Source organism: Streptacidiphilus sp. MAP5-3 (genome assembly GCF_041262505.1).
Classification (GTDB): Bacteria; Actinomycetota; Actinomycetes; order Streptomycetales; family Streptomycetaceae; genus Streptacidiphilus.
This window is the reverse complement of record NZ_JBGCCL010000013.1, coordinates 1-12026: the sequence shown is the minus strand read 5'-3', so window position 1 is coordinate 12026 and position 12026 is coordinate 1. Positions and strand designations below refer to the sequence as shown.

Annotated in this window: 10 protein-coding genes; 2 read left to right on the top strand and 8 right to left on the bottom strand. The window is 71.0% G+C overall.

Features of this window, described 5'->3' with window-relative positions; all coding sequences use genetic code 11:
- The first annotated feature begins 10 nt into the window (after positions 1–10).
- A complete protein-coding gene (locus ABH928_RS20165; protein ID WP_370068368.1) occupies positions 11–940 on the top strand; it encodes a sucrase ferredoxin in 930 nt (309 codons plus the stop codon).
- A 195-nt stretch (positions 941–1135) separates the two neighbouring features.
- On the opposite strand, the gene ABH928_RS20160 is transcribed toward ABH928_RS20165, so the two are convergent.
- The 8 genes from ABH928_RS20160 to ABH928_RS20125 all read right to left on the bottom strand — a co-directional run bounded on the left by ABH928_RS20160 (position 1136) and on the right by ABH928_RS20125 (position 11170).
- Positions 1136–1939, bottom strand: a complete 804-nt coding sequence (locus tag ABH928_RS20160; protein WP_370068366.1) for a response regulator — start codon at positions 1937–1939, stop codon at positions 1136–1138.
- Positions 1936–3615 (bottom strand): ATP-binding protein, encoded by a 1680-nt coding sequence (locus ABH928_RS20155; RefSeq protein WP_370068364.1) that lies wholly within the window; start codon positions 3613–3615, stop codon positions 1936–1938. The genes ABH928_RS20160 and ABH928_RS20155 overlap by 4 nt, the downstream gene beginning before the upstream one ends.
- 239 nt (positions 3616–3854) lie before the next feature.
- Positions 3855–5414: a cation acetate symporter gene (locus ABH928_RS20150; protein WP_370068362.1), complete on the bottom strand. Its 1560-nt coding sequence runs from the start codon at positions 5412–5414 to the stop codon at positions 3855–3857.
- Positions 5415–5475: 61 nt separating this feature from the next.
- Positions 5476–6135 carry a DUF485 domain-containing protein gene (locus ABH928_RS20145; protein WP_370068360.1) on the bottom strand — a complete coding sequence of 220 codons (660 nt, stop codon included), beginning with the start codon at positions 6133–6135 and terminating at the stop codon, positions 5476–5478.
- Positions 6136–6186: 51 nt separating this feature from the next.
- Positions 6187–6969 carry a response regulator gene (locus tag ABH928_RS20140; protein ID WP_370068358.1) on the bottom strand — a complete coding sequence of 261 codons (783 nt, stop codon included), beginning with the start codon at positions 6967–6969 and terminating at the stop codon, positions 6187–6189.
- Positions 6970–7029: 60 nt separating this feature from the next.
- On the bottom strand, positions 7030–8241 hold the full coding sequence (locus tag ABH928_RS20135; RefSeq protein ID WP_370068356.1) for a sensor histidine kinase: 1212 nt from the start codon (positions 8239–8241) through the stop codon (positions 7030–7032).
- 161 nt (positions 8242–8402) lie between these two features.
- Positions 8403–8894: a DUF1453 domain-containing protein gene (locus tag ABH928_RS20130; protein ID WP_370068354.1), complete on the bottom strand. Its 492-nt coding sequence runs from the start codon at positions 8892–8894 to the stop codon at positions 8403–8405.
- A gap of 170 nt (positions 8895–9064) precedes the next feature.
- Complete coding sequence (locus tag ABH928_RS20125) at positions 9065–11170, bottom strand: type IIA DNA topoisomerase subunit B (protein ID WP_370068352.1); 2106 nt, start codon at positions 11168–11170, stop codon at positions 9065–9067.
- A 443-nt stretch (positions 11171–11613) separates the two neighbouring features.
- On the opposite strand from ABH928_RS20125, the gene ABH928_RS20120 reads away from it, so the two are divergent.
- Positions 11614–11847: a hypothetical protein gene (locus tag ABH928_RS20120; protein WP_370068350.1), complete on the top strand. Its 234-nt coding sequence runs from the start codon at positions 11614–11616 to the stop codon at positions 11845–11847.
- Positions 11848–12026: the final 179 nt, after the last annotated feature.

Here is a 12026-nt window from a genome sequence, read left to right as displayed (position 1 = left end):
CCTTGCCTCCGTGAGCATGTGTACGACCGCGTCCAGGGAGCTGACTGAGCCCCTCGCCGGCACCGCGCCCCGGGCCACCACCTGGCTGCTGATCGAGCAGTCGGGCCCGTGGGGACCCCGCGCGCTCACCGAGAGCCACTTCCACCCGGAGCTCGGCCACGAGCTGCTGCAGTTGACGAAGGGCACCGGCGTCGAGATCGCCCTGATCCGCCGCCCGGGACGCCACGCGGACTGCCCGCCGTCCAAGGCCCACACGGTTTTCCTCGCCCACACCGCCCCCGGTGGCTCCTGGGTCCGCGAGGCGAACCTGGACGACCCGCACGTGCTGCGCGCGCTCGACTTCGCCGCGGTGGGCGCGGGCGAGCACGGCGGTTTCGGCACCGCGTACGAGGGCGACCCGCTCGCTCTCGTCTGCACCAACGGCCGCCGTGACCGCTGCTGCGCCCTCCTCGGCCGCCCGCTCGCGGCGGAGCTGGCCGCCTCCGGCCACGCGCAGGTCTGGGAGGTCACCCACCTGGGCGGCCACCGCTTCTCCCCCACCATGCTGGTGCTGCCCTACGGCTACACCTACGGCCGCCTCTCCACTCACACCGCCAAGGAGGTGCTGGAGGCGACCCGCTCCGGCTCGGTCGTCGCGGAGTGGTGCCGCGGCCGTTCCTTCTGGGAACGCCCGGGCCAGGCAGCGGAGCTGACTGTTCGTCAGAACTACGGCGTGGAGGACGCGGACGCGCTGACGGTCGTTCAGCAGCCGGTCTCCGACGGCACGACGAAGGACGCAGACCTGGACGCCTGGACCGTCCGCGTCAGCCACACCGACGGCCGCGCCTGGGACGCTCTCGTCCACCGCGTGGCCTCCGAGCCGGCCCGGCCGGAGAGCTGCCTGAAGGCCCCGACGAACCCCGACCGCTACGACGTGGTCAACCTCACACCTGTGCGCTGACCGGTAGTTGCACCTTCAGGGGCGCGAGGCTCTGCTTGATCAACTGCGCGCGCGAACAACCATCGTGCGCGAATGGCCCTGGACGCTCGGTGCTCTACCTGCGTGGGTGGCTCGGCGCGCCCAGGCGGCGGAGCCGCGCATCAGCAGAGCCCCGCGCCCCCCAGGTAGTGCAACCGACTCCCTCGTGGAACAGCCTCACGCCGTCGCGCGGTAGCGGTGTTCCGGGCGGCCCGTCGTGCCGTAGCGCAGCTCCAGGCGGGCCTGGCCCTCCTTGACCAGGTACGACAGGTACCGCTGCGCCGTCGCCCGGGACACCCCGGTCAGCTCCGCGACCTCCGCCGCGGAAAGGTCGCGGCGCGCGGTCCGCATCGCGTCGCGGACCAGCGCGAGGGTCGGCGCGGAATGGCCCTTGGCCGGGACCGAAGGGAGCGGTGCCGAACGGCCGACGCTGAAGAGGGCGTCCACGTCCGCCTGGTCCGTCTCACCGGCGTCGCCCAGCGCGGCCATCCGCTGCCGCAGCTCGGCATACGCCCCCAGCCGCTGCTCGAGCGCGGCGAAGCCGAACGGCTTGACCAGGTAGCCGACCGCGCCGAGCTGCATTGCCTCACGCACCGAGCTGACGTCGCGAGCCGCCGTGATCATGATCGCGTCCGGACGCCCGTACCCCGCGTCCGCCTCAGCCCCCTCCGCCCCGAGGTCCCCGAGGTCCCCCGTGCGCGCCATGCCCGCGGCGCCCCCGACGCCCGCCACGCCCGCGACACCCGCCGCCGCAGCAGGAGCCGCCGTCGCCGCCAGGCGGCGCAGCACGTCGAGACCGGTGCCGTCCGGCAGGTAGACGTCGAGCAGCAGCAGGTCCGGGCGCAGGCCGCGGACCGCGTCCAGCGCCGCCGCGACCGTGGCGACCTGGCCGACCACCTCGAAGCCCGGCACCTTGGCGACATATGCGGCGTGGATGCCGCTCACCCGGAAGTCGTCGTCAACGACGAGGGTTCTGATCACCAGCGCTTCCCTCCTCCGTCGAGCGGGTCGAACGCGAGCACCGGCGGTGCCGCGGTGAAGACGGCCCCGAGTGGGGCCGGGTCGTTGTCGGGCAACGGCAGCACGACGGTGAAGACCGCGCCCGGACCGTGGCTCACGTCGATCGTCCCACCATGCCGGGTGACCAGGCGATGCACCATCGCCAGGCCGAGGCCGCGTCGGGCGGTGCCCCGGTCGGGGCGGGTCGAGAAGCCGTCCTCGAAGATGTGCGCCACGGCCTCCTCCGGCACACCGGGACCGGAGTCGGCGACCCGGACCTTGATCGCCTTCTCCGTCTCCGCGATCAGCAGCCGGACCTCTGCCGGGTGGCTGGCAGCCGTCGCGTCGACCGCGTTGTCGAGCAGGTTGCCGACGACCGTCAGCAGTCGGCGCAGATGGCCGGGCTCGGCGCCCAGCTTGGAGGCCGGGTCGAGGACGATCTCGACGCCGCGTTCGGCGGCGACCGTGCACTTGGCCACGAGCAGGCCGACCATCAGCGAGTTGCCGATCCGCTCGCGCACCTCCTCGGCCCGGGAGCGGTCGGCCGAGGCCAGCTCGACGGCGTAGTCGAGCGCCTCCTGCTGCTCGCCGAGCTCCAGCAGCCCGGCGAGGGTGTGCATCCGGTTGGCGAACTCGTGCTGCTGGGCGCGGAGCGCGTCGGTCAGGCCGCGGACCGAGTCGAGCTCGCGCAGCATGCCGACTAGCTCCGTGCGGTCCCGGACCGTCACCACCGCGCCGAGCGCGCGGCCGTGCAGCACCACCGGCATCCGATTGACGGCCAGGCAGTGGCTGTCGGTGAGGACGTGGATCTCGTCCGGCCCGAGGTCCCCGGCCAGCGCCCGGCGCAGTCTGCCGTCGGGCAGCAGGTCCTCCAGCCGCGAACCCAGGGCGGTGCCGAGGCCCAGCAGCCGTCGGGCCTCGTCGTTGACGACGCTGACCCGCCCGCTCGGGTCGAAGGCGAGCACGCCCTCGCGGATGCCGTGCAGCATCGCCTCCCGGTCCTGGAGCAGCCCGGCGATCTCCTCCAGCTCCAGCCCGAAGGTGCTGCGCTTGAGTCGCCAGGCCAGGACGTAGGAGGCCAGCACGCCGACGCCCAGCGCGGCACCGATGTAGAGGGCGAAGATCGAGAGCTCACCGATCAGCTGCTTGACGACCTGGTTGTCGGCGATGCCGACGGAGACCTCGCCGATGATGTGGCGGCCGGTGCTGTCCTTGAGGGGCACGCGCGCGTTGGCGGACCGGCCGGTGGAACCGGGGTCGATCCGGAAGTGGGTCTGCCCGTCCAGAGCGACGATGGGCTCGGTGACCCGCTGCCCGATCAGCGACGGGAACGGGTGCGAGTGGCGCACGCCCCTGCTGTCGATCACGACGACGAAGCTGGCGCCGGAGGCGAGCGCGATCCGCTGGGCGACCTGCTGGACCACACCGCCCGGTCCCCCGTGCGGGTCGCCCGCGGTCATCGCCGCCACGATCTGCGGATCCGTGGCTGCGATGTCGGCGATCGACGCGGCCCGATGCTCGCTCAGTGAGTCGATCTCGTCACGCTGCGCGAAGCCCAGCAGCACGAAACCGATCACGCTGGTCACGGCCAGGATCAGCAACGAGCCCACCAGGATGCGGGTGGAGAGCCTGCGTCGTGAGAACAAGTCGGCCTCCACCGGGTGATCCAGGGGCGAAAGCCCCGTTGCCACGCCCGCGTCCCGGCGATTGTGCCTGGTGAGGACGGCTTTGCCTACCCCTGTCTCGCTGCGCAGAATGAGCAGAACGCCAAGAAATGCGGGAAATGGCGAAGAACCCTCCCACGCCCCGCCCGAGGACTACGCTGGTAATCAGCCCCCGGGCGCGCCTCCCCCGTCGCGCCCGGGGGTCCTGTGTTTTCTCACCCGGGCCACCCCCGCTACGCCGCTCCCGCGCCGGTGAGCGCGCGCACCTCCAGCTCGGCGTAGGCGTCGGGGTCGGCATGCCTCCGCGAGGTGACCGTGCCGAGCCAGCCGAAGAGGAAGCCGCACGGCACCGAGACCAGGCCGGGGTTCTGCAGCGGGAACCAGTCGAAGTGCGCGGTGGGGAAGATCGCCGCCGCGTTACCCGAGACCACCGGCGAGATGACCACCAGCGCCAGGCACGGGATCAGCCCGCCGTAGATCGCCCAGGTCGCGCCGCGCGTGGTGAACCGGTGCCAGAAGAGGTTGAAGATCAGCGCCGGCAGGTTGGCCGAGGCGGCGACCGCGAAGGCGATGCCGACCAGCACCGCCACGTTCAGCTTCTGTGCGTACAGGCTGAGGACGATGGCGAGCGCGCCGATCACGACGGCGGCGATCCGGGCGACGACGACCTCCTGGTGCTCGCTCGGCTGTGGCTCCCCGGGGTGACGGAAGGCGCGCGCCCACAGGTCATGGGCGAAGGACGTCGAGGACGCCAGGGTCAGCCCGGCGACCACCGCGAGGATCGTCGCGAAGGCGACGGCCGAGGTCAGCGCGAGGAGAACCGTTCCTCCCATGGCGCCGGCCAGCTGCGGCACCGCCGTGTTCCCGGCGGCGTTCGCGGCGCGCAGCGCGGGACCACCGATCACCGCGGCAGCGCCGAGGCCGAGCACGATGGTCATCAGGTAGAAGCTGCCGACCAGGCCGATCGCCCAGATCGCCGAGCGCCTGGCGGCGCGTGCCGTCGGGACCGTGTAGAACCGGGCCAGGATGTGCGGCAGCCCGCCCGTGCCCAGGACCAGGGCCAGGCCGAGACTGATGAAGTCGAGCTGGTCGGTGAGGCTGTGCCCGAAGTGCAGCCCCGGCAGGAGGTACGCGCTGCCCTGGCCGCTGTCGTGCGCGGCGGAGCGCATCAGCGTACCGAGGTCGCCGTGGAAGCGGACCAGCACCAGCACCGTCAGCAGAAGCGTTCCGCCAAGCAGCAGCACACACTTGACGATCTGGATCCAGGTGGTGGCCTTCATCCCGCCGACGGTCACGTAGACCACCATCAGGACCCCGATCCCGACGATCGACCAGTCCCGGGACGCCGCGGAGTGCAGGTGCAGCAGCAGCGCGACCAGGCTGCCCGCCCCGACCATCTGTCCGAGCAGGTAGAAGAGCGAGACCACGATCGACGAGATCCCCGCCGCCGCCCGGACCGGCCGCTGCCGCATCCGCAGCGAGAGCACGTCCGCCAGCGTGTACCGGCCGCAGTTCCGGACCAGCTCGGCCACCAGCATCAGCACCAGGAGCCAGCCGACCAGGAACCCGATCGTGTAGAGCAGGCCGTCGTAGCCGTAGAGCGCGATCAGGCCGGTCACGCCGAGGAAGGAGGCCGCCGACATGTAGTCACCGCTGATGGCGAAACCGTTCTGCAGAGGGCTGAACTCCCGTCCCCCGGCGTAGAAGTCCTCCGCGGCGCGGCTGCGGCGACCGGCCCAGAGGGTGATGCCCAACGTCACCAGGACGACGAGCACGAAGAGGCCTGCGGCCATGGTCAATCCCCCTTCGGAGGACGCGCGCACGCCGTGGGGGCGATAGACCCGGTGGGCGGCGTCACCGGAGTCGGTCCTGGGTCTCCCAGCGGAGGCCGAGCGCGGCACGATCACGGTGGTTGCGGGCGTGCCGGGCGTAGAGCCAGGTGAGCAGGAAGGTGCTGACGAACTGGAGCAGGCCCAGCAACCAGGCGGTGTTGAGCGGCCCGGCGATCGGACGCGCCATCAGCTGCGGTGCGGTGACGGCCAGCACGACGTAGAGCAGGTACCAGAGCAGGAACGCGAGCGTCGCGGGGAAGACGAAGCGGCGGTACCGGGTGCGGATCGCCCGGAACTCGGCGCTGTCGTGGGCCGCGCGGTAGACGGCGGCGGCCTCGGCCCGGCCCGGAACGTCCCCCTCGGCAGGCTCGGCGAGGGCGACGGGCTCGACGGGTTCGACGGGTTCGGCCCAGGCAGCACGTTCGGCGCGGGCGTCGTGCGCCTGCCGCGCCTGCTGCTTCCCCCGGGCCTCGGGCGTCGCCGCCCACCAGTCGAAACCTCCCCCGCGGTGCTCCGGCTCGGACTCGTCCGGCGGCTCCTCGGGAGGGACGGGCTCCTCGGGAGGGGCGGGCTCCTGCGCGAGGTCAGGCGGGACGCGCTCGGCGTCATCAGTGGAGGCAGCCGGATCGGCGCGATCGGCTTGTGCGGCCGACTCACGTTCGGCCAGTTCTTGAGGACTCACGCCACAAGAATGGGCAGCCGAACGCGGTTGCGTGGTCCGGTGTACGGACGTTCACCCCATCAGGTGATGAAGCCCGTGTTCGTATGCGTAACCCACCGCCTGGGCCCGGTCGCGCACGCCGGTCTTGGCGAAGAGGTTGTTGATATGGGTCTTCACCGTCGCCATGCTGACGAACAGTCGGGCCGCGATCTCGGCGTTGGAGAGCCCGGCCGCGATCAGTCCCAGGACCTCCGCCTCACGCGCCGTCAGCCCGTCGGGGAGCGAGGCCGGTTGGGTGCCGCGCTGAGTCTGCGGCTGTGTTGACGCTGCGTCATGAGCGGACGCCGGGCCCGTCGTCGACGAACCCGTCGTCGGCGAACCCGTCGTCGGCGGGCCCATGGGGGCGGCAGTCGCAGCGTCGTCCGGTGTGGAGAGCCGCTCCAGCAGCCGCGCCTGGATCTGCGGCGAGAGACCCGCCGCCCCCGAGCGGACGTCCTTGATCGCGCGGGCGATCTCCTCGCTGCCCGCGTCCTTCGTCAGATAGCCCCGCGCACCCGCCTGGAGAGCCGGGAAGAGCGAGTCGTCGTCCGCGTACGTGGTCAGCACGATCACCGCGGTCTGCGGGTGCTCGGCCCGGATCCGGCGGGTGGCCTCGACCCCGTCCATCCGCGGCATCCGCAGGTCCATCAGCACGACCTCGGGGGTGTGCTCCGCCACCAGGGCGACCGCCTCCTCGCCGTCGGCCGCCGCTGCCACGACGTCGATCCCGGGCAGCAACCCCAGCAGCATGACGATGCCCTCGCGCACGACCTGTTGGTCGTCCACGACCACGACCCTGACCGGCTGACTCTCCATCTGCCCCATCGTAAACGGACCGTGTGAACGAATCGCGTGAACAGCCGCTGAAGGCAGCGGTCAGCACGGAACCCGCAGCAGGACCCGGAACCCGCCCGGAACAGGCCCTGCCTCCAGCTCCCCGCCCAGCAGTTCCGCGCGTTCGCGCATGCCCAGCAGCCCCAGCCCGCTGCCGGACCCCGCCAGCTCCGACGCAAGCTCGGAGCTCATCACCCCGTCGACCGTCCCACCGGCCGCGAACTCCCCGCGCCCCGGACGGCGCAGGTTCACCACCTCGAGTTCGACCATATCCTCCAGGTACGACAACCGGACCGAGCAGCGTGAACCGGGCGCGTGCTTCCGCACGTTGGTCAGCGCCTCCTGCGCGGTGCGCCGCACGGCGACGCCGGCCTCGGCGGTGAGCGGTCGCGGCGTGCCGACCACCTCCAGCTGGGCGGACTCCTCCTTGGTCAGCTTGGCCAGGAACTCGCCCACGGGGGTGAACTCACCGCGCAGCGCGGAGAGCGAGGCCCGGGTCTCCAGCAGGCCGTCCTGGGCCATCCGCCGTGCGGCGACGATCCGTTCACGCACCTGGTCGCGCTCCGCGCCGCTGTCCAGCATCAGCCGTGCCGCCTCCAGGTGCACCAGCTGGGCTGAGAGACTGTGTGCCAGCACGTCGTGGATCTCGCGGGCGATCCTGCTCCGTTCGGCCAGTGCCGCCGACTCCGCCTCGACGGTGCGCAGCGCGCGCTCCTGGGCGAGCGTGCGCTGGGTCTGCGCCCGGGCCTCCCAGTCCTGCCGGGTGACGTAACCGAGCACGCCGAGGCCGAAGACGGTGATCAGGTTGCCCCAGCTCGAGTACCCGAGAGGGGCGACCACGACGAAGATCGACCCGCCCAGGATCACGATCGGCGCGGCGAAGATCAACGGCAGCTGCTGCACCGACCGGATCGCGATGATGCACATCGTCACCAGCCCCAGAACGGGCGCCCCGTCGACGGAGAGGACGATCGCCTGTGCCAAGGTGACGGCGAGACAGATCAGCGTCCCCGCCGCGTTCCTGCGCTTGGCGAACTGGACCGCGCCCCAGAAGCCCAGGCCACCGGCCAGTATCACCAGGACGATGGTGACGACCCTGGCGGCCGTCATCGGCTCGACCGGGTTCCGGAAGGTGAACCAGAGCGCGAACCCGAAACCCAGGAGGCGCGCGCCGACCCCCACTGTGCGGCGACCCGTGGCGAGGCCCTCGCGGGAGATCGCCTCCCGTGAGGGCCAGTCGGTCCAGCTTTCCACGTCAGGTGTCCTGTTCTCCGTGGCGTCGGCGGTCCGGGCTCGGGGAGTCCGGGCCTCGACGGTCCGGCCGTCGGCGGTCCGGGCGTCGAGGGGCCGGGCCTTGGACGTCCGGACTGCGGACGCCCACCGGGATCCCCAGGCCCGTGCCGCGACCGGGGCGGTCACAGCGCCGCGACGGGGCTACCGTACGCCGCGCCGAACTCCCGGGACCGCCAGGTCACCACCATGCCACGGACCAGCAGCAGCGCAGCCAGCGACAGCAGGATCCCGGCCTGTCCCTGCGAGACGCCGAACGCGGCGGCCCCGGCGAAGAGGGCGATCCGGACGACCACCATGCCGATCCAGGCGAAGAAGCTGGCCTTGGTGCCCTTGGCCCAGATCGACCCGTCGGCGTCGCGCCAGATCCGGGTGGTGAAGCCCCAGGCGGCGCCCATACCGATCTCCAGCACCACGCCGACGATCAGGAAGCCCGCCGACAGCGCCCGGTGGTGGGGGTCGAGCAGGTGCGGGTCCCGCAGGGCCATGTAGGCCAGGACGGCCGGGATGATCAGCAGCTTGCGCGGGTTGCTGTTCACCAGCCGGGGCTGGAACTGGCGGAACAGCACGAAGCCGACCACCGCGATGATCACGACAACGTTCGCAAGGGCGGGCATCTCACGTCTCCTGTCCGGCGGCTGCGGGTGGGTCCCGCTGACACCTCCGAAACTACGGATCACCGGGCCGTCGGACCTCGGCGCAGGGATGGAGACGGGGGTGGAGAAGCGGCGTCGGCCGCCTCTCCACCCCCGGGTGGACGTGGGATCGCGTCCCCACCCGCTCCTGCTCAGACGTCGATGCGGGAGCGGTCCAGCAGCGCGGCGGAGTCGACGATGAACTCCTTGCGGGGCGCGACGTCGTTGCCCATGAGCAGGTCGAAGGTCTTCTCCGCCGCGTCCAGGTCGCCGAGGTTGATCCGGCGCAGGATGCGGTGGCGCGGGTCCATGGTCGTCTCGGCCAGCTGGTCGGCGTCCATCTCGCCCAGACCCTTGTAGCGCTGGATCGGCTCCTTCCAGCGCTGACCCTTGCGCTGCAGCTCCAGCGAGGTGTTCCGCAGCTCGTTGTCGGAGTACGTGTAGACGTACTTCTCCTGGCCCTTGCGCGGGTTGATCAGTTCGAGCCGGTGCAGCGGCGGCACCGCCGCGAACACCCGCCCGGCCTCGACCATCGGCCGCATGTAACGGTGCATCAGGGTGAGCAGCAGCGTGCGGATGTGCGAGCCGTCGACGTCGGCGTCGGCCATCATGATGACCTTGCCGTAGCGCGCCTGGTCGATGTCGAAGGTGCGGCCCGAGCCGGCCCCTATGACCTGGATGATCGCCGCACACTCGGCGTTCTTGAGCATGTCGGAGACGGACGCCTTCTGCACGTTCAGGATCTTGCCGCGGATCGGCAGCAGCGCCTGGAACTCCGAGTTCCGGGCGACCTTCGCGGTGCCGAGCGCCGAGTCCCCCTCGACGATGAACAGCTCGCTGCGGTCCACGTCGTCGCTGCGGCAGTCCGCCAGCTTGGCGGGCAGCGACGAGGTCTCCAGCGCCGTCTTCCGGCGCTGCGCGTCCTTGTGCTGACGCGCCGCCACACGCGTCCGCGCTGCGGCAACGACCTTCTCCATCACCGTGCGGGCCTGGGCCTTGGCGTCCCGCTTGGTGGAGGTCAGGAACTCCTTCAGCTCCTTGGCCACCACGGCGGCGACGATCCGCTGCGCGGCAGAGGTGCCGAGCACCTCCTTGGTCTGCCCCTCGAACTGCGGCTCCGCCAGCCGCACGGTGACCACGGTGGTCAGGCCCTCGAGGACGTCGTCCTTGACGACGTCGTCCTCGGCGACACGCAGCAGCTTGGCGGCCCGGAGCGCCTCGTTGAACGTCTTGGTGATCGACCGCTCGAACCCGGCCACGTGGGTGCCGCCCTTGGGGGTGGCGATGATGTTCACGAACGAGCGCATGGTGGTGTCGTAACCCGTGCCCCAGCGCAGCGCGATCTCGACGCCGAGCTCGCGCACGACCTCCGTCGGGGTCATGTGGCCCAGGTCGTCCAGGACCGGCACGGTCTCCTTGAACGTACCGTGACCACTCAGCCGCAGCGTGTCACAGACCGGCTTGTCCGGAGCCAGGAACTCGCAGAACTCCGTGATGCCGCCCTCGAAGTGGAACACCTGCTCGTCGACCGGCGCACCGTCGACCGCCCGGTCGTCCCGGACCACGATGGTCAGCCCGGGCACCAGGAAGGCCGTCTGCCGCGCCCGGCTGTACAGGTTCTCCAGCGAGAGCTTGGCGTCCTTGAGGAAGATCTGCCGGTCCGCCCAGTAGCGGATCCGCGTGCCGGTGCGACCGCGCGGCACCTTCTTGGCCTTGGTCAGACCGTTGGCCGGGGTGAAGTCGACGTCGGGGCCGTCGCCCTTGAACTCGCCCGGGGTGCCCCGCCGGAAGCTGATCGCATGGGTGTGGCCACCGCGGTCCACCTCGACGTCCAGGCGCGCCGACAGCGCGTTCACCACGGAGGCGCCGACGCCGTGCAGACCACCGGAGGCGGCGTACGAGCCGCCGCCGAACTTGCCGCCGGCATGCAGCTTGGTCATCACGACCTCGACGCCGGACAGCCCCGTCTTGGGCTCGATGTCGACCGGGATGCCTCGACCATTGTCACGGACCTCGACCGAACCGTCGGCGTGCAGCAGCACCTCGATCCGGTCACAGACACCGGCCAGCGCCTCGTCGACCGAGTTGTCGATGATCTCCCACAGGCAGTGCATCAGGCCCCGGCTGTCGGTCGACCCGATGTACATGCCGGGGCGCTTCCGGACCGCCTCCAGGCCCTCGAGAACGAGGAGGTGCCGCGCGGTGTAGTTGGACCCGTCCTTCTGAGCGCTGGCGGGCACGGTGGGTTCGGCGGTCACGCGCGTGGTGCTCCTCTACTCTGCGTCTTCTTTTTTCGACTTCTGCTGGCTGCGAACAAAGACACATTCCCTGGCTTCCACCGGGTGTGCCAAGGCACCATGGCAACAATGCTGCCGGAGTGCAGGCTACCGGTGCGTGGGCTGGGGCTATTGCGTCCCACTCGTCGTGGCTTATGCTACGCGCACCTCGCACGAGCGTTCGATAACACGTTCGAGTGAAGCAAAGGTCACTGACGGCGGCAGGCATGAACCGTTCGCGCTCCGGGCACGTCCTCCACTACAACAACGCAACACGAGACAGCATCACCACCGACGACCGCCGTCTCCACCCGCCAAGCCCCGGAACCACCGCTCGCGAAAAAGAAAGACCGAGCGGGAACGAATCCAGACTGGTTGGATGTTGACCCTGGTAAGACAGCTCGTCGAGCTAGAGAAGAGGCGACGTGACTACTAACGTTCTCACCCCCGTGACCCCGCTGACCGCTGCCGACCGCTGCGACCGCTGCGGCGCCCAGGCGTACCTCCGGGTCGTGCTGGCATCCGGCGGCGAGCTGCTCTTCTGCGCTCACCACGGCCGTAAGTTCGAGCCGGAGCTGAAGAAGATCGCCGCTGAGATACAGGACGAGAGCGGTCGCCTCACGTCCACCCCGGCGACTGCAGGAGCCGACGAGCACTGAGGTGATCCCGGTCACCTGACGACGAGCTGAACAGAGCTGTCCGAAACAGTGGGGGGGGGGGCCCCCGCCCCCCCCCCCCCGGGGGGGGGGCCCCCCAAACCCCCCCCCCCCCCCCGGGGCAGTGGCGGGCCCCACCCCCCCCCCCCCCCCCACACCCCCGCGGGCGGGGGTGACAACCA